At 65.4% G+C, this 20,757-nt stretch carries 23 protein-coding genes; 13 read left to right on the top strand and 10 right to left on the bottom strand.

Annotated elements, in window-relative coordinates; genetic code table 11:
* Window positions 1-70: 70 nt before the first annotated feature.
* Genes HD883_RS15830 through HD883_RS15820 form a run of 3 tightly spaced genes read right to left on the bottom strand, consistent with a single transcriptional unit; the run spans window position 71 to window position 2,566 of the window.
* Window positions 71-889 carry an ABC transporter permease gene (locus tag HD883_RS15830; RefSeq protein ID WP_179583763.1) on the bottom strand — a complete coding sequence of 273 codons (819 nt, stop codon included), beginning with the start codon at window positions 887-889 and terminating at the stop codon, window positions 71-73.
* Entirely contained in the window at window positions 886-1,680 is a 795-nt protein-coding gene (locus HD883_RS15825; RefSeq protein WP_179583765.1) for an ABC transporter ATP-binding protein, read from the bottom strand. The genes HD883_RS15830 and HD883_RS15825 overlap by 4 nt, the downstream gene beginning before the upstream one ends.
* Window positions 1,681-1,684: 4 nt before the next feature.
* Entirely contained in the window at window positions 1,685-2,566 is an 882-nt protein-coding gene (locus tag HD883_RS15820) for an ABC transporter substrate-binding protein (RefSeq protein ID WP_179583766.1), read from the bottom strand.
* Between the two features lie 343 nt (window positions 2,567-2,909).
* On the opposite strand from HD883_RS15820, the gene HD883_RS15815 reads away from it, so the two are divergent.
* Genes HD883_RS15815 through HD883_RS15770 form a run of 10 tightly spaced genes read left to right on the top strand, consistent with a single transcriptional unit; the run spans window position 2,910 to window position 10,191 of the window.
* On the top strand, window positions 2,910-4,184 hold the full coding sequence (locus HD883_RS15815; RefSeq protein ID WP_179583767.1) for an aromatic ring-hydroxylating oxygenase subunit alpha: 1,275 nt from the start codon (window positions 2,910-2,912) through the stop codon (window positions 4,182-4,184).
* A gap of 12 nt (window positions 4,185-4,196) precedes the next feature.
* Complete coding sequence (locus HD883_RS15810; protein ID WP_179583769.1) at window positions 4,197-4,544, top strand: hypothetical protein; 348 nt, start codon at window positions 4,197-4,199, stop codon at window positions 4,542-4,544.
* A gap of 17 nt (window positions 4,545-4,561) precedes the next feature.
* Entirely contained in the window at window positions 4,562-4,978 is a 417-nt protein-coding gene (locus HD883_RS15805; protein ID WP_179583770.1) for a cupin domain-containing protein, read from the top strand.
* On the top strand, window positions 4,975-5,559 hold the full coding sequence (locus tag HD883_RS15800) for a hypothetical protein (RefSeq protein WP_179583771.1): 585 nt from the start codon (window positions 4,975-4,977) through the stop codon (window positions 5,557-5,559). Before HD883_RS15805 ends, HD883_RS15800 begins: the two co-directional genes overlap by 4 nt.
* Complete coding sequence (locus HD883_RS15795; RefSeq protein WP_257022231.1) at window positions 5,556-6,158, top strand: nuclear transport factor 2 family protein; 603 nt, start codon at window positions 5,556-5,558, stop codon at window positions 6,156-6,158. Before HD883_RS15800 ends, HD883_RS15795 begins: the two co-directional genes overlap by 4 nt.
* Entirely contained in the window at window positions 6,152-7,036 is an 885-nt protein-coding gene (locus tag HD883_RS15790; protein ID WP_179583772.1) for a dihydroorotate dehydrogenase electron transfer subunit, read from the top strand. The genes HD883_RS15795 and HD883_RS15790 overlap by 7 nt, the downstream gene beginning before the upstream one ends.
* The gene (locus HD883_RS15785; protein ID WP_179583777.1) at window positions 7,036-7,974 is read left to right on the top strand and encodes a dihydroorotate dehydrogenase; all 939 of its coding nucleotides are present in this window, start codon (window positions 7,036-7,038) and stop codon (window positions 7,972-7,974) included. The genes HD883_RS15790 and HD883_RS15785 overlap by 1 nt, the downstream gene beginning before the upstream one ends.
* A complete protein-coding gene (locus tag HD883_RS15780) occupies window positions 7,971-8,363 on the top strand; it encodes a non-heme iron oxygenase ferredoxin subunit (protein ID WP_257022230.1) in 393 nt (130 codons plus the stop codon). Before HD883_RS15785 ends, HD883_RS15780 begins: the two co-directional genes overlap by 4 nt.
* Before the next feature lie 38 nt (window positions 8,364-8,401).
* Complete coding sequence (locus HD883_RS15775; RefSeq protein WP_179583779.1) at window positions 8,402-9,427, top strand: asparaginase; 1,026 nt, start codon at window positions 8,402-8,404, stop codon at window positions 9,425-9,427.
* Between the two features lie 50 nt (window positions 9,428-9,477).
* Window positions 9,478-10,191, top strand: coding sequence for a hypothetical protein (locus tag HD883_RS15770; RefSeq protein WP_179583781.1), 714 nt, complete (start codon window positions 9,478-9,480; stop codon window positions 10,189-10,191).
* Between the two features lie 9 nt (window positions 10,192-10,200).
* Here HD883_RS15770 and HD883_RS15765 read toward each other — a convergent pair whose 3' ends face one another.
* From HD883_RS15765 to HD883_RS15755, 3 genes are read right to left on the bottom strand one after another with little or no spacing between them, the layout of a single operon-like run.
* Window positions 10,201-10,488 (bottom strand): copper-binding protein, encoded by a 288-nt coding sequence (locus HD883_RS15765; protein ID WP_179583783.1) that lies wholly within the window; start codon window positions 10,486-10,488, stop codon window positions 10,201-10,203.
* Between the two features lie 34 nt (window positions 10,489-10,522).
* Entirely contained in the window at window positions 10,523-10,936 is a 414-nt protein-coding gene (cueR, locus tag HD883_RS15760) for a Cu(I)-responsive transcriptional regulator (protein ID WP_179583785.1), read from the bottom strand.
* Window position 10,937: 1 nt separating this feature from the next.
* Window positions 10,938-13,292, bottom strand: a complete 2,355-nt coding sequence (locus tag HD883_RS15755; protein WP_179583786.1) for a heavy metal translocating P-type ATPase — start codon at window positions 13,290-13,292, stop codon at window positions 10,938-10,940.
* 328 nt (window positions 13,293-13,620) lie between these two features.
* On the opposite strand from HD883_RS15755, the gene argB reads away from it, so the two are divergent.
* The 3 genes from argB to slmA all read left to right on the top strand — a co-directional run bounded on the left by argB (window position 13,621) and on the right by slmA (window position 16,022).
* Window positions 13,621-14,556: an acetylglutamate kinase gene (gene argB / locus HD883_RS15750; protein WP_179583787.1), complete on the top strand. Its 936-nt coding sequence runs from the start codon at window positions 13,621-13,623 to the stop codon at window positions 14,554-14,556.
* Window positions 14,556-15,371, top strand: a complete 816-nt coding sequence (locus HD883_RS15745) for a pyrimidine 5'-nucleotidase (RefSeq protein WP_179583788.1) — start codon at window positions 14,556-14,558, stop codon at window positions 15,369-15,371. Before argB ends, HD883_RS15745 begins: the two co-directional genes overlap by 1 nt.
* Before the next feature lie 69 nt (window positions 15,372-15,440).
* Window positions 15,441-16,022 (top strand): nucleoid occlusion factor SlmA, encoded by a 582-nt coding sequence (gene slmA, locus HD883_RS15740; RefSeq protein ID WP_179583789.1) that lies wholly within the window; start codon window positions 15,441-15,443, stop codon window positions 16,020-16,022.
* Window positions 16,023-16,058: 36 nt separating this feature from the next.
* Here slmA and HD883_RS15735 read toward each other — a convergent pair whose 3' ends face one another.
* From HD883_RS15735 to gpmA, 4 genes are all read right to left on the bottom strand, one after another.
* Window positions 16,059-16,808, bottom strand: coding sequence for a HesA/MoeB/ThiF family protein (locus HD883_RS15735; RefSeq protein WP_179583790.1), 750 nt, complete (start codon window positions 16,806-16,808; stop codon window positions 16,059-16,061).
* A gap of 10 nt (window positions 16,809-16,818) precedes the next feature.
* Window positions 16,819-18,336 carry a S41 family peptidase gene (locus HD883_RS15730; RefSeq protein WP_179583791.1) on the bottom strand — a complete coding sequence of 506 codons (1,518 nt, stop codon included), beginning with the start codon at window positions 18,334-18,336 and terminating at the stop codon, window positions 16,819-16,821.
* A 133-nt stretch (window positions 18,337-18,469) separates the two neighbouring features.
* Window positions 18,470-19,915 (bottom strand): murein hydrolase activator EnvC family protein, encoded by a 1,446-nt coding sequence (locus HD883_RS15725; protein WP_373563381.1) that lies wholly within the window; start codon window positions 19,913-19,915, stop codon window positions 18,470-18,472.
* Window positions 19,912-20,664, bottom strand: coding sequence for a 2,3-diphosphoglycerate-dependent phosphoglycerate mutase (gene gpmA / locus HD883_RS15720; protein ID WP_179583792.1), 753 nt, complete (start codon window positions 20,662-20,664; stop codon window positions 19,912-19,914). Before gpmA ends, HD883_RS15725 begins: the two co-directional genes overlap by 4 nt.
* Window positions 20,665-20,757 lie beyond the last annotated feature (93 nt).

Below are 20,757 nucleotides of genomic sequence, written 5' to 3'. Positions count from 1 at the left end.
GTGTCTCTTTGCTGTTGTAGGTGTGGTCTGGATGCGGGCAGTGTAGAACAGCCCGCGTCCGCCCTCACGTCTACAGCGCGACGTCGTAGCGCGACAGCATCTTCTTTGCGACCCAGCGCACGATCCGGTCGATCACAAATCCCAACAGGCCCAGGGTAATGATCCCGACGAACACCCAATCGGTCCGCGCGTAGTTGCGCGACGCCCAGATGAGCGCGCCCAGGCCTTCCTGCGCCGCAACGATCTCGGCCGACACGATGGTCAAGAAGGAATTGCCCATGGCCAGCCGGGCGCCGGTCACCATGAACGGGACGGTGGACGGCACCACGACCGAGAACAGCGTCTTGACCGGCCCGGCGCCCAATGCGGCAGCCGCCCGCACGCGCAAGGGATCCACGGACTGCACGCCTGCGATCATGTTCAGGGTGACGATGAACACGGTGGTGTAGACGATCAGCGCAATCTTGGAGCTTTCATCGGGGCCGAGCCAGATCACCGCCAGCGTCACGAAAGCAATGGGCGGCACGAAGCGGAAGAACTCGATATAGGGATCGAGCAGGCGGCGCAGCAGCCGGAACTGGCCCATCAGAATGCCCAGCGGCACGCCAACGGCAACGCCGATGGCCCAGCCGATCAGGATGCGGCGCAGCGATGCCACGACCGATCCCCACAGCGTGCCGTCTTGCGCCAGTTCGACCGCGCCGGCCCAGGTGGCCGAAGGGGAGGGCAGGAACAACGGCGGCACGCGCAGGCTGACCAATTGCCACAGCAACAGCCCGGCCAGCACCGACACAAGGCCGGTCACCGACGGACCGAAGGCGCCCAGCCGGAACGCCGGGCGGCGCGGGGCAGCCAGCGGCGCGGTGACGATCTTGGCGGACGCGTTCATGCGGCCACCTCGCGCACCAGGCCTTGCCGTCGCATGACCTTGTCCACTTCCGCCGCAATGCCGTCGCGGATCGTGCTGTAGAGCCGGATCGCGTCGGGATCGGCCTGGTCGCGCGGCGCGGGCAGGTCGACCCGGATGTCGGACTTGATGCGCGCCTGCGGGCCCGCCGTCATGGTGATGACCCGGTCGCCCAGCACAATGGCTTCCCAGATGTCGTGGGTCACGAACACCACCGTGGCCTGGGCCGCGCGGCGGATGCGATCGACTTCGCGCTGCATGACTTCGCGCGTTTGCGCATCGAGCGCGCCGAACGGCTCGTCCATCAGGATCACCGACGGTTCATTGACCAACACGCGCGCAATCTGCGCCCGTTGCCGCATGCCACCCGACAGCTCGCGCGGAAACTTGTGCGCGGCATGCGTCAGCCCGACCATGTCGATGTAGTGGCGCGCCTTGGCGGCGCAGTCCTTGCGCGACAGGCCACGCAGGCGTGGGCCGTACATCACGTTTTCGGTCACGGTCAGCCACGGGAACAGGGCTTCGGTACTCTGGAATACCACGCCGCGGTCCACGCCGGGCCCCGTGACAGGAACGCCGCCCACCGTGACTCGCCCTTGTGCTGGCAGAAAGCCCGCCATCACATTGAGCAGCGTGGATTTGCCACAGCCGCTGGGGCCGAGCAGACAGACGAATTCACCGGGCGCCACGTCCAGCGACGTTTCACCAACAATGCACTGCCCGCCCAGGTCGATGGACAGCCGGTCGATATGGATTGCCGCGCCGGGAACCATGGCGTCATTCCTTGTAGAAGCCGCGGACCATGGACTTCCGGAAGTCGACGCGGGTGGGAGTGATCTTGGCCTTGGCCAGGAAGTCGGCGATCTGGTCGTAGCTGGCCATGTCCTGGTCGGTGAAGTCGCGCACCGTGCAGTCCACTTCCGACAGAAAGCTCAGGGTCATGGCCGGCGGCGCTTTGGTCTCGGCCTGCGCGGCCGCGGCGCCCTTGGCGGGGTCGGCGCGGATCTCGCGGCACGCCTGGGCCAGGCTGGCCACCACACGCCGGGCGTCGTCCTGATGGGTGTCGAACCAAGGGCCGGCGGCCGTCACCCACAAAGTGAAGGTGTAGCCGACGTCGCCGCTGTTCATCAAAATCTTCGCGCCCTGTTTGACTGCCAATGACGGCCACGGCTCGGGCGAAAAGAAGGCGTCGATTGCGCCGGACGTGAGCAGGGCCGGCAGCTCGGGCGGCCCGGATTTGATGATCTGCACCGACGCCGGATCGATCCCGTTCTTCTCAAGCAATTTGACTGTCGCATAGTCGCTGACGCTGCCCGCAATCACGCCATATTTCTTGATCTGCCTGGCGTCGGTAATGCCCGGCCGCACGGCCAGCTTGATGAAGTTGGCGGACTGCCCGAACACCGCCAGCGCGCGCACGTCGCCATGGGCCATGCGCACCAGCACGCTGGGTTCGGCCGCGCCGGACATATCGATCATGCCCGCGAGCGAGCCGTCGAGCGCTTCGCCGCCATTCGCAAATTTCTTGAAGTTGACCTTGAGTCCTGCCTTGTCGAAGCCCTTCTGGCTGTTGGCCAGGTACCAGGGCGTGTAGGCCGCGTCGATGCCGGTGCCGATACGCACCGGTGCGGCAGCGGTCTGCGCGTGGACGGGCGCCACTGCAAGTGCAGTGGCGCAGGCGAGGGCGGCGGTGCGGAGAAACGTGCAGGCAACCCGGCGGGCACGGGGGACAAACAGGCGGCGGGGCGCCGGCAGCGAAAGCGGTGACATGGCATGTTCCCAGAGTTGGACAGCGGTCGGCGGAGCCCGGCCGGTGACAGCCGGGTCCTGATGGCGGATCAGCGTTTTCGTTTGTAAATAAATAATGACATTCTTTTTTTAATCCGCAAACACCTTATTTCCGGGCGGTGCCCATGACCGGCCGGACGTTTCGCAAATTCCGTTGACATGCGTGTTTGGCGTAATACAGAATGACGTTCATTATTGAAGCTTGGGGATGGGCATGAGCCGGACGACCGCAAGACTGCATGATCGTTACCCTGAACTGGGCACCGGGCCGGTGCCGGTCGAACCCTATATCTCGCCGGCCTACTTCGCGCAGGAAAAGGAAAAGATCTTCAAGAAGACGTGGCTGCACGTCGGGCGCGTCGAAGAGATCCCCGGGGTGGGCGACTATTTCGTCAAGGATCTGGCAGCCTGCGATACATCGATCATCGTGGTGCGCAACAAGCAGGGCGTGATCCGCGCCATGCACAACGTCTGTGCGCACCGCATGAACCAGGTCGTGTACGAGCCCTGCGGCAAGGCGCGCAAGTTCTTCTGCAAGTTCCACGGCTGGGCCTATGACCTGGACGGCAAGCTGACCGGCGTGCCGGAAGAGGGCTGCTTTTTCGATCTGGACAAGGTCGACTACGGGCTGTCGCGGGTCGCCTGCGAGGTGTGGCAAGGCTTCATCTTCGTCAACATGGACCCCGAACCCGCCCTGTCCCTCGCGGACTTCATGAAGCCCATGTATGGCGACATCGAAGGCTATCCCTTCGACAAGCTGACCACCGGCTTTTCGTGGACGACCGAGGTCAACTGCAACTGGAAGCTGGCGCTGGACGCCTTCCAGGAGGCCTATCACGTGGCCTATGTGCACGGCCATTCGATCGCCGACGCGATCGACAAAAGCGACGGCGGATCGATGCGGCCGCTGGACGCGCTGTGTGGCGAATTCCATCGCCGGCTGTCATTGGCGGGCAACCCGAAGTCGGTGTACGGCAATCCCAAGGCCGTGACCTCGGGCGGGGAAGCGGCGCGCGAAGCCCTGGCCGAGTCGGCCGCCACCCGCCCGATCGCTGCCGCCGCGCTGCGTGCCGGGATGGGCAGCGCCACGCATGAATTCCGGCTCGACACACTGCCCAAGGGCATGAACTGGACGGGCAGTGACAACTGGCTGTTCGACATCAATGTCGTGTTCCCCGAGTTCTATCTGTCCTTGCGGCCCAACTACTGCCAGGCCTACAACTTCCGTCCCATTTCGCACAACCGCACGCTGCTCGAAGCTCGCGTCTATTACCCCGACATGCCCACCGCAGGCGGCCGCTTCTTTCTGGAATACATGAAGGTGGCGCTGCGCGATGTGCTGCTCGAAGACTTGAGCACGCTGGAGCGCACCCAGACCGCGGCACAGACAGGCGTGAAGAAACACATGATCCTGCAGGACTATGAACTGCTGGTTCGCCACAACTACAAGGTGGTCGACGGGCTGGTCCAGGCCGACGCCGCACGCTGATTGGAATCGTTGATGTCATCCATTACCTTGCCTGATGCCTTCGCCCACCTGGCGCCTTTCACGCGCTGGTGCCTGGCCACCGAGACCGAACGCAACACGCTGCGCAACACCAGCTCGATGGCCGACATTCTGGCGTTCAAGGACGCGATGTTGCCCGAGGTCGATGCCCTTGTTGCGTGGCTGGATCGCCATCCGATCGACGCCTTGCCCGATGAAGACAAACCGCTGATGTACTTGCTGCTGTCGCTGGCCGAGGTGGGTCCGGCCGTGGAGTTCTACAAGCAGCCCGCCGTTATCGATGGCTACGATCCCCGCCGATTCATAGCGAACGAAAGCTTCGTGCTGCGTCCTTCCCTCTGAGTCCAGGAGCATTCACCATGGCCAAATGCAGAGTGTTCGGTATCGATGACAGCCTGAAGGAAGTGGTGCCCGGTGGCTTGTACATGAAGCACTTGTTCGGCAAACACATCAGCGTGGCAGTCGTGAAGTTCGTCGAAGGCGCCGGGCGCGATCTGCCCGCCAAGGCACACGCCCATGGCGAAGAAGCGTCGCTGCAGGTCAGTGGCGGCTGTTCGGTGTTCGAAGGATTGGGCGCGCCGGGCGATCTCGAATTCGTGATGGATGAAGGCGATGCGCTGATCATTCCGGGTGACGTGATGCACTACGGCGGCAATCGCTTCGAGCCTGCCGGTATCAGCCTGCGACTGAATGTGGTGACGCCTGCGCGCAAGGAATATGGGCCGGAAGACACGACGCCGTATTACCCGCTCAAGGACAGGGAGACGCAGGCATGAACGCGATGAATGGTTCGGGCGGTGAAGGCCTTGCGCACGAGGGCGCCGCACGGGGTGCTGCGGTTGCGGGTGCTGCGGTTACGGATGCTACGGTTGCCACGGTTGCGGATGCTGCGGCCACCCGCGCGGAGCATGCCGGGTCCGCACATTGCCTGCGCGTTGACGCAGGCGCCAAATGGCGCGCTGCGGACGCCGCCGGCCAGCAGTTCGATGCCACCGGCAAGGCCTTTGATGTGGCCATCCGTGTGTTCGCTGAAGGTGAGACGGTCAGTGCGGATGCCGATGCGATCGGCGAAGAAGTTGCCGCCGTGCTGGAAGGCCAGTTCCATGTTGACGCCGCGGGCGAAAGCTACGACCTGGCGCGTGGCGAAGCCATCGTGATACCGGAGTTTGAGGCCCGCACGTGGCGCTGCACGTCCGCGCGGGGCGTGCTGTACCGCGTGCTGGTGCGTGAGCCGGGCGTGCCGGAAGACGAGGCGGCGGCGGTCAACGCGGCCGATTCCGTGCCCGCGGCCCCGGCCATGGCCACGCCCCCCGCCACGCCCCCCGCAGTTACGTCCACCGCAGCGTCCCCATCATGATGTCTTCGCCGCGCTTCGCCGCCACAGACGACTCCCTATCGCTGGCCGACCGCCTGGACCGCCTCGAATCCCTGGCGGCCATCCAGTCGCTGAAGGCACGCTACGGCGCCCTGGCCGATGCGAAGTACACGGCGGATTACGCGCGGGTCGATGCCGACACGATGCGCCAGGTGGCCTGGCAACAGGCGCAGTGCTTCACCGACAACGCCGTGTGGGAAGCCGGTGAAGGCTTCGGCGCGAACCGCGTCGGGCGCGATGCCTTGTTCGCCTGGTTCCAGCAGTCCCCCTGGTGCTTTGCCGTGCATTACTACGGCAGCCCGGTCATCGACGTGCAGGGCGACGCGGCCACCGGCACGTGGCGCCTGTGGCAGATCGCCATGGCCGACGACACGCGCGAAGCCGTGCTGCTCGCGGCGGTCACCCACGAATCCTATGCACGCCAAGCCGATGGCGCCTGGCTGCACAGCCGGATGCGCTTCGAGCAACTGCACATGCTGCCCGTCGGACGCGGTCCCGCGCCGCTGGCAGCCACCCTGGCCGCGCTGGCAAGCCGCCGGTCTGCGTCGTCCATGACACTGGAGAGTCCGCCATCATGTTGAGTCCCCCCCTGCACGTCGTGGGTGGCACGGCCGCCCCGGCGTGCGACCGGCCGCTGTCCGACCGTCCGGCCCCGGCATTCACGGTGGCAGAAAACCTGTGCACCGTGCTGTCCAACGACTGGGTCAATCCCGAATACAAACACCTGGTCTTGAAAGCGCCGCCTATCGCATTGACCGCGCGGCCCGGGCAGTTCTTTCATCTGGCCTGCCCACCCAGCGGCACCGACAGCCCCTACCTGCGCCGGCCCATGAGTCTGTACCGGGTGGACCCGGCGCAAGGCCACGTCGAATTTCTGTACAAGGTGCAGGGCGCGGGCACGCGGGGGCTGGCTTTCCTCAATCCGGGCGACACCCTGGACGCCGTCGGCCCGGTGGGCGTGGGCTTCGACCTGCCGGCGGACTGCCGCCATGTGCTGTTGCTGGCCCGGGGCGTGGGCCTGGCCACGCTGGCGCCGCTGGCCGACTATGCGATCCGGCAAGGCGCTGCCGTGACCGCGGTGCTGAGTGCGCGCAGCCCGGCCCTGGTCATGTCCGAAGCGTATCTGCGTGAGGTCGGTGCACGGGTCCACACCGTGACCGACGACGAACAGACCAGCGACATCGTGCATGTCGAAAGCCTGATCCGCGACCTGCATGCGCGCGAACCCTTCGATCTGCTGACGACCTGCGGATCCAACCGCCTGCTGCTGTTGCTGCAGCGGCTGAGCGACGACCTGCACGTACCGGGTCAGGTCGCGCTGGAACAGCACATGGGATGCGCGCTGGGCATGTGCTATGGCTGCGTCAAACCCTTTCGCAAGGCGCCCGGCGCCACCGTGCTGACCTACAAGCGGGTGTGTTGGGACGGCCCGGTGTTCGATCTGCAGGAGACCGTATAGTGGTAGACATGAGCGTATCGATAGGCAGCATGACGCTGGCCAATCCCGTGATGCCCGGGTCAGGCACGTTTGGTGAAGGCATGGCCAAGGTGATCGATCTGAACCTGCTGGGCGCCATTGTCAGCAAGACCATCACGCACGACGTGCGCGAAGGCAATCCGCCGCCGCGCATTGCCGAGTTCCGCGACGCGACCCTGTTTTCGATCGGCATTCCGAGCAAGGGCGCCGACCACTATGTGAACGAACTGGTGCCGTTCTATACCGGCTATGTGCCACCCCTGATCGCCAGCATTTCGGCCGATACGGTGGAAGGTTTTGCCGACCTGGCCGCGCGCATTTCGGTGCCGGGCGTGATGGCCATCGAAGCCAACGTGTCATGCCCGAATATCAAGAAAGACGGACAGGCCTTCGGCATGGATGCCGATGCGACCGAGCAGGTGGTGCGCGCCATGAAGGCCGCGACCAAGGTGCCGGTATGGGCCAAGATGACGCCCAACGCGGGCAACATGGCTGCCGTGGCGCGGGCCGCCGAACGGGGCGGCGCGGATGCCATCGTCGCGGCCAACGCGTTGCTGGCCATGGCGATCGATGTCGACACCTTCCGCCCCAAGGTCGCCAACCTGATGGGCGGCATTACCGGCCGCGCCACCAAGCCCATCATCCTGCGCATGGCCTACCAATGCGCGCAGGCGGTGTCGATTCCGGTGATCGGTTGCGGCGGCATCTCGGACGCGAACGACGCGCTGGAATACATGCTGGCGGGTTGCAGCGCGGTGCAGATCGGCACCGCCAGCTTCGTCAGCCCGAATGCCATGCCGCGCATGATCGACGACCTGGCGGCCTTCTGCCAGCGCCGCGGCATCTCGCGCATCCGCGACCTGATCGGCGCGATGCAGATGTTCGAACCTGTGATGCTGGAACGGAGGGCGACCTTATGAACGCAATGATTTCAGGGGCGGGCAGTGATCGTGGCGATGATCACGGCAACGACCTGCACGACGGCGCCCCGGGTGCTGACTGGCATGACCTGGGTCCGCGCGACGCCTGCTTTGGCGACTCGCCGTGCCTGCAGGCAACGGTCAACGGCGTCAAGGTCGGCCTGTTCCTGGTCGATGACGAGGTCTATGCCATTGACGATCTGTGTACGCACGGTCACGCCATGTTGACTGACGGCGAACTGGACGGCTTTGAAGTGGAGTGCCCGCTCCATGGCGGCGTGTTCGACGTGCGATCGGGCAAGCCCATGTGTTCGCCGGTGACGCGTCCGGTGCGCACCCATCCGGTCCGTTTCTATCAGGGCGGGGTGTACGTGAAGGTGGAAGGGTGACGAGCGAGCCGGGCAGGGCGGCCATAGGCGTGACAGGCATGTCGAGCAGGACTGCGGCGTCATCGCGGCGTCCGCGTATCGCCGTCATCGGCACCGGTGGCACTTTTGCCATGCAGGCGCGCCATCGATTCGACTGGGTCGAGTACAGCGAAAGCGGCGTGATCCTTGGCATTGATCACTTGCTGACGACGATGGGCGAACTCGCGCCGCACATCGATATCGTCCCGATCGGGTTTCGTGCGCTGGGCAGCACCGGCATCGTACCGGCGGACTGGCTGGCGCTGTCATTGTTGATTTCGTCAACGATCGCCAACGATCCTCTGCTGGACGGCATCGTCATCACGCATGGCACTGCCACCCTCGAAGAAACCGCCTGGTTCCTTGACCTGACGCTGGCACTGGACATTCCCGTGATCGTGACCGGCGCACAGCGGCCGTCCAACACCGAGGGGTCCGACGCGTGCGTGAATCTGCGCGCCGCGTTGGCTGCGGCGTGCTCGCCCGCCTTGCGGGATCTGGGCGTATTGGTGGTGATGGACAACGTCGTGCTGCCCGCGCGGGACGCCACCAAGGTATCGAGCTTCGAGCTGGCCGCGTTCGAAGCGCCGGGCTTTGGGCCGCTGGCCCGCATCGATGCACAAGGGCAGGTCGCGCTGCGCCGTCTGCCCGTGCGGCCCGCGGGCAGGTTGCCGATCACGAACCTGGCCGATGTGGGGGCCCTGCCGCGGGTGGACATCGTGCTGTCGTACGCGGGCGCCGACCGCGTCGTGATCGACGCGCTGGTCGCCGCCGGCACGCGCGGCATCATCAGCGCGGGGCTGCCGCCCGGTCGTCCGGCCAGTGGCGAACGCGCCGGGCTGGTCGATGCCGTGGCTCAAGGCGTGACTGTGGTGCAGTCGACCCGGGCAGCGCGCGGCACGGTGCCGGTGCAACGCTTTCTGTCCGCCGACGGCATCCTGGCAGGCGGCGACCTGTCGCCGCAGAAGCTGCGCATCCTGCTGATGCTGGCGCTGGTGCGGACCGACGATCCCCAGGTGATTCAGCAGATGTTGTTTGCGTATTGATGGCGGTCTGCGTTGCACCGCCATCCGTCCCCAGCTGACCGGAGTTCCGCATGCGCTTTTCCTACATCGTCACGTTCCGGCATGAAAACGATCCGACGGCGCGCCTGTCGTCCGCTGATCTGGAAGCCATACGGACCGTCGTGCTGGGCACGCCGGGGCTGCGCCTGGCGCATCTGTTCACCCCTGAGTCGGCACGCGACTACTACACCGATGACGGCCCGTCACCGCTGTTCATGATGCAGCTGAAGTTCAATGAGTTGCCGGAACTGGAAGCCGCCGTCGCGGCCAACGGCCATCTGCAGCAGCTGGCCGATGCCAGTGCACTGCCGAGCCTGGCGGGCACGCACGTCACGCAGCAAGTCATGGTGACGCGCCCCTTCCCGGTCATCGACGCGCGCGCTGACGCCGCGGCCGATACCTTGCCCTGCAGCTACCTGGTGCATTACCCCGGCCAGGCCGCCGATCTGAATGCATGGCACAGCTACTACCTGTCGCACCATCCGCAGATCATGAAAGACTTTCCAGGTATTCGCGAGATCGAGATCTTTTCACGCGTGGACTGGTGCGACGCCATGCCGTGGGAACGGGTGGCGTACATGCAGCGCAACAAGCTGGTGTTCGACAGCGCCGCTTGCCTGACGGACGCCCTGCAATCCGACGTGCGCCACCGCATGCGCGCCGACTTTGAACAATTCCCGCCGTTCACCGGCAGCAACGCACACTTCGCGATGGCGACACACACGGTGGCGCCCGGGCGGGAATGACAGCAACGATCAGCGCTCCAGCGCGGTGATCGTGTACTGGCCGTTGATCTTGTCGGCCGCGAAGCGGACCTTGTCGCCCGGCTTCACGTTCTGCAGCATGGCCGGGTCGGCCACGTGAAAGACCAGGGTCATCGCGGGCAGATCCAGATTGGAAATCGCGCCGTGCTTGATGGTGATCTTGCCTGCGGCGGCGTCGATGCGACGCACTTCGCCGCTGGTATTGGCCGATGCGGCCATGACCAGGCTGGTCGCCAGCAACGCGGCGGCTGCGGCAATAACGGTCAACGTTCGTTTCATGCGGTCTCCTTCAGACGATGGTGCAGTGCACATGCTAGCAGGTGATCGCGGGCTGCCCTTCCAGTCCAGCAAGAATCGGGCAGTCCGGCCGATGATCGCCGTGGCAGTGCGAAGCCAGGTTTTCCAGCGTGTCGCGCATGGCCTGCAAGGCGCGGATCTTGTCGTCCAGTTCCTGGATATGCCCCATCGCCAGCGTCTTCACATCGGCGCTGGGCCGGCCCCGGTCTTTCCACAGCTGCAGCAGCGTATCGATCTGCGCGATCGAAAAGCCCAGGTCCCGCGCGTTGCGGATGAACTGCAGGGTGTGGATGTCGTCGTCCTTGTACAGCCGGTAGCCGGCGTCGGTGCGCCGCGCGGCAGGGATCAGCCCGATCGATTCGTAGTGCCGGATCATCTTGGCCGACACGCCCGACGCTTTTGACGCGTCACCAATATTGAGCGCGTTCATCTCAAGCCTCCTTGGCAAGTGCGGTCGTCACCCCGTTGGATGCTGCCTGCCCCGGCGGGGCTGCCCGCCGCGGCGCGGGTGACCAGCGGCGCAGCAGTACGGCATTGCTGACCACGCACACGCTGCTCAGCGCCATGGCGGTGCCGGCCAGCACGGGGTTCAGCCATCCCATTGCCGCCAGCGGAATGCCGACGACGTTGTAGGCAAAGGCCCAGAACAGGTTCTGGTGGATCTTGTGCGTCGTGCGGCGCGAGATGGCAATGGCATCCGCGACCAGCCCCGGGTCATTGCGCATCAAGGTGATGCCTGCCGTCTGCATGGCCACGTCGGACCCGCTGGCCATGGCGATGCCCACATCGGCGGTGGCCAAGGCAGGCGCATCGTTGATGCCGTCCCCGACCATGGCGACCCGCCGCCGTTCCGCGCGCAGCCGCGCCACGGCGGCAACCTTGTCGGCGGGCAGCATCTGGCTTTCCACGTGGTCGATGTTGAGCGCATCGGCCACCGCCGCCGCACTGCCCGCGTTGTCGCCGGTCAGCAGCACGACCTGCACGCCCAGCCGATGCAGTTCCGCCACTGCGGCTGCGGATTCCGGGCGGATCGTGTCGCCAAAAGCCAGCACGCCGAGCAGGGTGGGGGCGTGGGGGCCAATGTTCGGCCCGGCGTCATTCGCGGACGTGCCGTTGCCCGCCGAGGTCGCCGCTGCGCCCGTTGACGCGGCCGACGCGTCATCCGCCGCCAGCCATGACACCGTGTAGCCGGCTGCCTCCGCTTCCCGCGCCGCCACCTTCAACACATCGGTCGCCACGCCCAGATCGCGCATCAACGCGCCGCTGCCCAGCCACACGCGGCGGCCTTCCACGTCACCTTGCAGGCCCTTGCCAGGCAAGGCTTGCGTCTGATCGCTGGCCGGGACGTCACCGCCCCGCGCCGCCTGCGCGTCCAGCACCGCCTTGGCCAGCGGATGTTCGCTGCCCCGCTGCAAGGCGGCCGCCAGCCGCAGCACGGCGGCATTGGACGCATCCCCGCCCACTGCCTTGATCACCGTCAACGTCGGATGCCCGGCTGTCAACGTGCCGGTCTTGTCGAAGGTCACGCAATCCACCCGGTGCGCGGTTTCCAGCGCCTGGCCATCCTTGATCAGAATGCCGTGACGCGCGGCCACGCCGGTCCCGGCCATGATCGCCGCGGGCGTGGCCAGCCCCAGTGCGCACGGGCAGGCAATCACCAGCACGGCGACGGCATTGAGCAGCGCCTGCGGCCAGTCATGCGTGGTCAGGCCCCAGCCCAGCAAGGTCACCAGCGCAATCAGCAGCACGATGGGCACAAAGATGGCGCTGACCCGATCCGCCAGCCGCTGCAGCGGCGCCTTGGTGGCCTGCGCGTCTTCTACCAGCCGCACAATGCGCGCCAGCGTGGTCTGGCTGCCGATGGCGCGCGTGCGCACCGCCAGCAGCCCGTCGCCATTGATGGACCCGCCGGTGACCCGGTCGGCCACGGTCTTTTCCACGGGCCGGCTTTCCCCGGTCAGCATCGACTCGTCGGCATAGCTGCGGCCTTCTTCGACGTCGCCATCGACCGGAATGCGCGCGCCGGGCTTGACCAGCACCAGGTCACCCACCCGCACGTGATCGATCGGGATTTCCACCTCGACAGGGCCCTTGCCGTCGCCCCCCGCGCGCCGCACCCACGCGGTATCCGGCCGCAGGGCCTGCAGCGCGCGCAGGGCCTCGGTGGTCTGGCGGCGCGCGCGGGTTTCAAGCCACTTGCCCAGCAGCACCAGCGTGATCACCGCGGCAGACGCTTCGAAATACAGATGCGGCATGTGATCGCCGCCATGCTGCAGCAATTGCCAGACCGACAGGCCATACGCAGCGGACGTTCCCAATGCGACCAGCAGGTCCATGTTGCCGGTGCCAGCCAGCGCCGCCTTGGCCCCCGCGCGGTAGAAGCGGGCGCCCAGCCAGAACTGCACCGGCGTCGCCAGCAGCCATTGCAGCCAGCCCGGCAACATCCAGTCGCGGCCGGCCAGCATGCCGGCCATGGGCAGGATCAGCGGCGCGGTCAGGATGGCGGCCACCACCACCGGCCAGGCATCGGGCAGCTTGCTGGACGGCGCCTGGGTATCATCGGCCAGCGCGCGGGCCTCGTAGCCGGCCTTTTCGATCGCGGCCGCCAGCGCTTCGACCTGCACGCCCGGGGCGTCCACGTGCGCCTGTTCGGTCGCCAGGTTGACGGACACGTCACGCACCCCCGGCAGCTTGCGCAAAGTGCGTTCGACCCGCCCCACGCACGAGGCGCAGGTCATTCCCCCGACCGACAGGCGGTGCGTGGCGTGAAAAGTGGCGGCATCCATGGCAAAACTCCCTGAGGTAGGCCCGGCATCAAGGAACGCCGTCGTAACGGCACGCCTGACGATCCGGGCAATGACCTGACTTTCAAGCCTACCATGATGTCAAGGTCAAGCCCTTGTCGCCAGTCCACCGGTGCATAAGCCTGTGGGCAAGCTGTGTGCAGCCGGTGGATAGCCGGTGGACAGCGCGGGAAAACCGGTGAACAAGGGGGTGGACAAGCCTGGGGATGGCGTGTGGACAAGTCCAGGTCACCCTTGCGTACATTCGTGTCACGCCGCAGTGGCTACAATCGGGTTTTTCGTCGCTCGACACATTCATTCAGGCGCCTCCATGACAGATTTCACGCAAGCAGATTCCTCGTACGCCGAGAAGGCCGGTCCGCTGGTTACGACGCTGACGCCGCGCATCAAGGCCGAGGTGCTGGCCGAGGCGCTGCCCTACATCCGCCGCTTCCACGGCAAGACCATCGTCGTCAAATACGGCGGCAACGCCATGACCGAAGAGCGCCTGCAGCGCAGCTTCGCGCATGACGTGGTCCTGCTCAAGCTGGTCGGCATCAACCCGATCGTCGTCCACGGCGGCGGCCCGCAGATCGACAGCGCCCTGAAGCGCGTCGGCAAGCAGGGCACCTTCGTCCAGGGCATGCGCGTCACCGACGCCGAAACCATGGAAGTCGTGGAATGGGTGCTGGGCGGCGAAGTCCAGCAGGACATTGTGATGATGATCAACGAGTTCGGCGGCAAGGCCGTGGGCCTGACCGGCAAGGACGGCGGCCTGATCCGCGCCAACAAGATGCGCATGCCCGACAAGAACAATCCAGGCGCTTTCCTGGACCTGGGCTTTGTGGGCGAGATCGCTTCGATCGATCCGTCGGTGGTCAAGGCCCTGCAAGACGACCAGTTCATTCCGGTCATCTCGCCTATCGGTTTCGGTGAAGACGGCCTGGCCTACAACATCAACGCCGACCTGGTGGCCGGCAAGATCGCCGAAGTGCTGCGCGCCGAAAAGCTGGTCATGATGACCAACACCCCGGGCGTGCTGGACAAGAACGGCAACCTGCTGACCGGCCTGACCGCCAACAAGATCGACGAACTGTTCGCCGACGGCACCATTTCGGGCGGCATGCTGCCCAAGATCTCGTCGGCACTCGAAGCCGCCAAGAGCGGCGTCAACTCGGTGCACATCGTCGACGGCCGCGTCGAACATGTGCTGCTGCTGGAGATCCTGACCGCGCAGGGCGTCGGCACGATGATCCGGTCGCACTGATGACCGATCACCTTGTCGTCAGCGATGCGGCGGCGCGCGCCACGGGCGTGCCCGCGCTGGGCGACTACCGGCGGCAGGTCAAACGGCCGCTGGGCCGGGTGCGCGCCAGCCGCCGGCTGCTGCCCTCCGCCAAGTCCAAGGAACTGGTCTGGTTCTTTGACCTGGACAACACGCTGCACGACGCGTCGCACGCCATCTTTTCGCATATCGACCTGTCGATGACGGCGGCGGTGCGTGAAACCCTGAATGTGTCCGAAGAGGAAGCCCACGCGCTGCGCAAGAAGTACTGGCAGCGCTACGGGGCCACCCTGATCGGCATGGTGCGCCACCACGGCGTGTCGTCGGCAGACTTCCTGCATCGCAGCCACAACTTCGACATCCGCCCGTTGGTGCGTGCCGATAAAGACCTACGCAATCGCCTGGACAAGCTGCCGGGCCGCAAGGTCCTGCTGACCAACGCTCCGCATAATTACGCACGGACAATCCTTTCGCATCTGGGTATCCTGCGTTGCTTCGACAGCCTGTGGGCCGTCGAAGACATGCGCTTCCATGGCGATTTCAAGGTCAAGCCGTCACCTGCCTTGATGCGTCATGTGCTGGCGCACGAAGGGGTCAGCGCCCACCGCGCCGTGCTGGTCGAAGACACTGCCGCCAACTTGCGGGGGGCGCGTCAGGTCGGCATGCGAACGGTGTACGTGCGGCACCCCCAGACGCCGTTTGCCAAGACCCACCGTGGCCGTCCGATGTTTATCGACCTTCAAGTAAACTCGGTCAGTCACTTGTTGTTACAGCGTCGCCTGCTCCGCCGCGTGTAGTCCTGCCCCCGGGTGAGGGCCACCCGGGACAGCGACGAAGATTCCTTCTTTACACGGATTCAGCGCTTTATGGCGGCCATCAAGTCAGGCGAAAGAAAGACCCAGATCCTTCAGATGCTTGCAGAGATGCTCGAGCACCCCAAAGGCGAGCGTATTACCACCGCGGCCCTGGCGGCCCGGCTTCAGGTGTCCGAAGCGGCGTTGTATCGCCACTTCGCCAGCAAGGCCCAGATGTTCGAAGGGCTGATCGAATTCATCGAAACGTCCATCTTCGGCCTGATCAACCAGATCGCCGACAGCGAAGCCAGTGGCATCGCGCAAAGCCGCAAGGTCATCTCGCTGCTGCTGTCCTTCGCGGAACGCAACAAGGGGCTGACCCGGGTGCTGGTGGGCGACGCCCTGGTGATCGAAGATGAACGGCTGCAGGAACGCATGAACCAATTCGTCGACCGGATTGAAGCGTCATTGCGGCAGGGGCTGCGCAATGCGCTGTCGCTGGGCGAATTGCCGCCGGCCGACGACATTCACGCGCGGGCCAGCCTGATCCTGCATTTCATCCTGGGAAGGTGGCAGCGATATGCCAAGACGGGGTGGAAGAAATCCCCCACCGAGTTCCTGGATTCGCAAATGGTGCTGATGCTGCGGGCCTGAGCCAGCCCAAGCAGCCTGAACGAGGCCGAACGCCTTTCAGCGGTCCGAGCAGACCGCGCAGCCCGGATCCCGGGCCACCCGCACGCTGTGCCATTCCATGCTGAGCGCTTCCAGCATCAACAGCCGGCCCGACAGGCTCTTGCCTACGCCGGCGATCAGCTTGATCGCTTCGGCCGCCTGCATGGACCCGACGATGCCTACCAGCGGCGAGAACACACCCATCGTGGCGCAGCGTTCTTCCTGGACATCATCGCCGTCCGGGAACAGGCAGTGATAGCAGGGCGCCTTCGCGTCCCGCAAATCAAAGGTGCTGACCTGCCCATCGAAACGGATGGCGGCGCCCGATACCAGCGGCGTGCCGTGCCTGACGCAGGCGCGGTTGACCGCATGGCGGGTCGCAAAATTATCCGAGCAATCGAGCACCACATCGGCCTTGGCCACTTCGGCCTCCAGCGCGTCACCCGCCAGCCGCACCGTCAACGCAATCACCTCGACTTCCGGGTTGATGGCATTGAGCGTGCGCCGGCCCGAGTCGGCCTTGGGCTGGCCGATCCGGTCGGTGGTGTGAAGGATTTGTCGCTGAAGATTGGTCAGGTCGACGGTGTCGTCGTCAGCCAGCACGAGCGTGCCGACCCCGGCCGAAGCCAGGTAATAGGCAGCGGGCGATCCCAGACCGCCCGCGCCAATGATCAGAACCCGCGACGCGATGATCCGCGCCTGCCCTTCGATCCCGAGTTCATCGAGCAGGACATGGCGCGAATACCGCAATAGCTGGTCGTCGTTCACTTCGCCGCGGTCACTTCGCCGGTGCGGGCGTCGGCTTGATCACTTCGACCGGCTTGTTGGCCTTGTCACCGTCGGACGGACGGTTCGGCTTGGTGCCCTTTTCTTCGTCGGCCTTGGATGCCGCCTGCTGGGCTGCCGCCTTGGCAACGTCTTCGGCCTTGGCGACCTGCACCGGACGGCCGGCCAGCTGATTCAGCGCCTGCTGCAGCTGGAAGTCGTCGGCGCCGCCGAATTCGATCGGCTTGAGCGCAGCCTTGCGCTGTTCCGCAAGCTTTTCGGGGTCGAGCACGGCCGACTTCTTCTCTTCCGGATCCTTGTCGTTGATCAGGTGCTTGGCCAGGTCGGCCTCGCGAGGACGCTCGAACAGATCGCCGTCGGGGGTTTCGGTCACGGCCAGATCAGGGACGATGCCCTTGGCCTGGATCGAACGACCCTTGGGGGTGTAGTAACGCGACGTCGTCAGCTTGATGGCCGATTCGCGCGAGATCGGCAGGATGACCTGCACCGAGCCCTTGCCGAACGTTTGCGTACCCAGCACCTTGGCGCGGTCCGTATCCTGCAGGGCGCCGGCCACGATTTCCGATGCCGAAGCCGATCCGGCATTTACCAGGACGACCATCGGAATGGTTTTGGCCCAGGCGGGCAGGCGCTTCATGTAGTCGTCGCTGCTGCGCAGGTAGTCTGCGGGCACCGATTCGTACTTGCGCTTGGAGTCGGGCGTGCGGCCGTCGGTCGTCACAATCACCGAACCCGGCGGCAGGAAGGCGCCCGCGACACCGATGGCGCTATGAAGCAGGCCACCCGGGTCGTTGCGCAGGTCCAGCACGAGGCCCTTGGGCGCGCCGTTCTTGCCCAGGCGATCCAGATGCGTGATCAGGTCAGCGCCGGTCTGTTCCTGGAATTGCGACACACGCACATAGCCGACGCCGTTATCCAGCGTCTTGCTGCGTACGCTCTGGACCTTGATGACGTCACGTTCGATCTTCACGACCAGCGGCACGTCGGCGCCCTTGCGCACCAGCGTCAGCACGATCGGGGTCTTGGGCTTGCCGCGCATCAGCTTGACGGCGTCATTGAGCAGCAGGCCCTTGGTGGACTTGTCGTCGATCTTGATGATCAGGTCGCCCGCCTTCACGCCGGCGCGTGCAGCCGGGGTGTCTTCGATCGGGGAAATGACTTTGACGAAGCCGTCTTCGGTACCCACTTCGATACCCAGGCCACCGAATTCGCCCTGCGTCGTGCTTTGCATTTCGCGATAGGCGTCGGCGTCCAGATAGGCCGAATGCGGGTCCAGGTCGGACAGCATGCCGGCGATTGCGCCGTCGATCAGCTTCTTGTCGTCGACGGGTTCGACGTAGCTGCTCTTGATCGTGGCGAATACGCTGGAGAACTGGCGGAGTTCTTCGAGGGGCAGCGGGCCACGCGTGTCGCGCTGGGCGACGGCCGTCAGGCCAACGCTGACCAGGACACCTGCCACGACGCCCACGCTGACCAGGCCAATACTGCGAACTTTACTTTTGCTGCCCATGTATTCCTCCGGGGCTACGATCGGAATGATCCACAGTTGGACATCCGACTGGCCTGCGGGTTCGGTTGGAGGTTGAAAATGATGGATACGGCGACGCGCCGCGCTGATGACAGGATTATCCGGTTCCTGCGCGCTAACGCAATGCGGTCCATTTGAGTGGATCGAACGGGGCGCCGCGGAAACGGAGTTCAAAGTATAGGCCCGATTCCGACTGTCCCCCGGTGGCGCCTACGTTGGCGATCACATCGCCGCTCGCGATGCTGTCGCCGACGTGTTTGAGGATGGATTGGTTGTTACCATAAATCGACAAATACTGGCTGCCGTGGTCCACGATCACCAGATTGCCGAATCCTCGCAGCCAGTCGGCGAACACCACTTTGCCGGCTGCGACGGCATGCACGGTGGCGCCTTCGCCCGCCCGGATGAACACGCCGCGCCAGCTGCCGCCTTCGCCGCGCGGGGAGCCGAAGCGGCCGACCACGTCGCCGCGCACCGGCAGCCGCAGGCGGCCCCGCAGCTTTTCGAATTGGCCGGACAGCGACGCATCGGGCACGTCGTCGTTGCGGGCCACCGCCGTTTCAGGCGGCGGCGGTGGGGGAGCCGGACGCACCGCCACCGGCGGTGGCTCGGGCGGCGGGGTGCGGCCCTGGCGCGCCGCTTCGGCCCGCGCGCGGGCCTGGGCCTGAGCTTGCGCCTTGGCCGCGGCTTCGGCGCGGCGTGCCTCGGCCGCGGCGGCGGCCGCCACGCGCCGGGCGTCTTCTTCGCGCCGTTTCTGTTCGGCGATCCGCTTCTGGCGGGCCTCTTCGGCCTGCTTGGCGATCATCCGGGTCAGCTCGTCGATCACGCGCGACAGGCGCTGTTCGTCGCGGGCGACAGCCGTGGCTTCCTTGCGCTGGCTGTCCAGCTGCGCCGAAATCGTGTCCATCACCTTGCGGCGTTCGGCCGATTGCTTGAGCAGTTCTTCGCGCTGCCTGCCTTCTTCCTTGGCGAGCGTGTCGAGTTCCGTGCGCCGGTTGTCGGCCTGGTTGCGCAGCTGGTTCAGCTGTTCCAGTTCCGACCGCAGGTCGACCACGGCCGCGGCGCGTGCCTGCGACACGTAGCCCAGGTAGGACAAGTTTCGGCCCAGGCGCTGCGGGTCGTCTCCCGACAGCAGGGCGCTCCACGGCGTAATGCCGCCGGTGGCGTATTGCTTGCGCAGCAGGTCGCCCAGATTGTCCTGGCGGCGGGCCAGCACGGCTTCCTGCGTCGCGATCTGTGAATTCTTGGCATCCAGTTCCGCGCGGGCTTTGGCCTGGGACGCGGAAATTTCAGCAAGCCGCCGATTGGTGCGGGAAATGGTCTGTTCCGATTCCTTCAGCGCGTCGGCTGCGTCGGATTTGGCCTCTTCCTGCTCGGCAATGTCTTTTTTGAGGGCTTCCAGGCGGTTGCGCAGCGCTTCCCGCTCGCGCGCCACCACCTTGGGATCGGAAGGTGCCCCGGGCGGGGGCGTGGTGGCGGACTGTGCCGCCACCGCGGCCGACGTGCCGCTGGCCACCAGGACCAGCGCAGCCAGCGAAAACGTCGCCGCTTGCAGAATCACTTGGCCTTCGCCTTGCCTTGTGCGGCCACGGCGGCCATGGCGGCGGCGATCTCGTCCGCATTGCCTAGGTAGTAGTGCTTGATCGGCTTGAGGTTTTCGTCGAGTTCGTACACCAGCGGCTGGGCGGTCGGGATGTTCAGGCCTACGATTTCGTCGTCGGACACGTTATCCAGGTGCTTGATCAGGGCGCGCAGGCTGTTGCCGTGGGCGGCGATCAGGACACGCTTGCCGGCCTTGATGGCGGGGGCAATCGACTCGTTCCAGTAGGGCACGACGCGTTCGACCGTGTCCTTCAGGCATTCGGTCGCGGGCAGTTCGGCGGCGCTCAGGGCGCTGTAGCGCGGATCGAAGCGCGGGTGACGCTCATCGTCGATGTCCAGCGGATTCGGCGCGATGGCGTAGGCACGGCGCCAGATCAGGACCTGCTCGTCACCGTATTTGGCGGCCGTCTCGGACTTGTTCATGCCTTGCAGGGCGCCGTAATGACGCTCGTTCAGGCGCCAGCTGTTGATGACCGGCAGATACATGGCGTCCATCGTGTCGAGGGCGATCCACAGGGTGCGGATGGCGCGCTTGAGCACCGAGGTGTAGGCGACGTCGAAGCCGTAGCCTTCGCGCTGGAGCAGTTCGCCGGCCTTGCGCGCTTCTTCGCGGCCTTTTTCGGTCAGGTCGACATCGGTCCAGCCGGTGAACCGGTTGTCAAGGTTCCATTGGCTTTCGCCGTGACGCATCAGTACGATTTTGTACATGGGATAGGGGCGGCGCTGCCGCAAAGGTGAAGGTTGAATACAATCCGGCGTCCCGGTCCATCTTGGACCGGGACGCCGCCGAAAGCTTGAAAT

Origin of the sequence: Pigmentiphaga litoralis (assembly GCF_013408655.1) — a bacterium.
In the GTDB taxonomy this organism is placed as follows: domain Bacteria; phylum Pseudomonadota; class Gammaproteobacteria; order Burkholderiales; family Burkholderiaceae_B; genus Pigmentiphaga; species Pigmentiphaga litoralis_A.
This window is presented reverse-complemented; position numbering and strand designations above follow the sequence as displayed.

What these genes read in the sequence shown, in the direction of transcription:
- HD883_RS15765 (WP_179583783.1), bottom strand. Translation starts at nt 10,488, where the DNA reads ATGAAACGAACGTTGACCGTTATTGCCGCAGCCGCCGCGTTGCTGGCG.
- HD883_RS15825 (WP_179583765.1), bottom strand. Translation starts at nt 1,680, where the DNA reads ATGGTTCCCGGCGCGGCAATCCATATCGACCGGCTGTCCATCGACCTG.
- argB (WP_179583787.1), top strand. Translation starts at nt 13,621, where the DNA reads ATGACAGATTTCACGCAAGCAGATTCCTCGTACGCCGAGAAGGCCGGT.
- HD883_RS15775 (WP_179583779.1), top strand. Translation starts at nt 8,402, where the DNA reads ATGTCGAGCAGGACTGCGGCGTCATCGCGGCGTCCGCGTATCGCCGTC.
- HD883_RS15800 (WP_179583771.1), top strand. Translation starts at nt 4,975, where the DNA reads ATGAACGCGATGAATGGTTCGGGCGGTGAAGGCCTTGCGCACGAGGGC.
- HD883_RS15790 (WP_179583772.1), top strand. Translation starts at nt 6,152, where the DNA reads ATGTTGAGTCCCCCCCTGCACGTCGTGGGTGGCACGGCCGCCCCGGCG.
- HD883_RS15730 (WP_179583791.1), bottom strand. Translation starts at nt 18,336, where the DNA reads ATGGGCAGCAAAAGTAAAGTTCGCAGTATTGGCCTGGTCAGCGTGGGC.
- gpmA (WP_179583792.1), bottom strand. Translation starts at nt 20,664, where the DNA reads ATGTACAAAATCGTACTGATGCGTCACGGCGAAAGCCAATGGAACCTT.
- HD883_RS15755 (WP_179583786.1), bottom strand. Translation starts at nt 13,292, where the DNA reads ATGGATGCCGCCACTTTTCACGCCACGCACCGCCTGTCGGTCGGGGGA.
- cueR (WP_179583785.1), bottom strand. Translation starts at nt 10,936, where the DNA reads ATGAACGCGCTCAATATTGGTGACGCGTCAAAAGCGTCGGGCGTGTCG.
- HD883_RS15745 (WP_179583788.1), top strand. Translation starts at nt 14,556, where the DNA reads ATGACCGATCACCTTGTCGTCAGCGATGCGGCGGCGCGCGCCACGGGC.
- HD883_RS15815 (WP_179583767.1), top strand. Translation starts at nt 2,910, where the DNA reads ATGAGCCGGACGACCGCAAGACTGCATGATCGTTACCCTGAACTGGGC.
- HD883_RS15830 (WP_179583763.1), bottom strand. Translation starts at nt 889, where the DNA reads ATGAACGCGTCCGCCAAGATCGTCACCGCGCCGCTGGCTGCCCCGCGC.
- HD883_RS15780 (WP_257022230.1), top strand. Translation starts at nt 7,971, where the DNA reads ATGAACGCAATGATTTCAGGGGCGGGCAGTGATCGTGGCGATGATCAC.
- HD883_RS15805 (WP_179583770.1), top strand. Translation starts at nt 4,562, where the DNA reads ATGGCCAAATGCAGAGTGTTCGGTATCGATGACAGCCTGAAGGAAGTG.
- HD883_RS15810 (WP_179583769.1), top strand. Translation starts at nt 4,197, where the DNA reads ATGTCATCCATTACCTTGCCTGATGCCTTCGCCCACCTGGCGCCTTTC.
- slmA (WP_179583789.1), top strand. Translation starts at nt 15,441, where the DNA reads ATGGCGGCCATCAAGTCAGGCGAAAGAAAGACCCAGATCCTTCAGATG.
- HD883_RS15770 (WP_179583781.1), top strand. Translation starts at nt 9,478, where the DNA reads ATGCGCTTTTCCTACATCGTCACGTTCCGGCATGAAAACGATCCGACG.
- HD883_RS15795 (WP_257022231.1), top strand. Translation starts at nt 5,556, where the DNA reads ATGATGTCTTCGCCGCGCTTCGCCGCCACAGACGACTCCCTATCGCTG.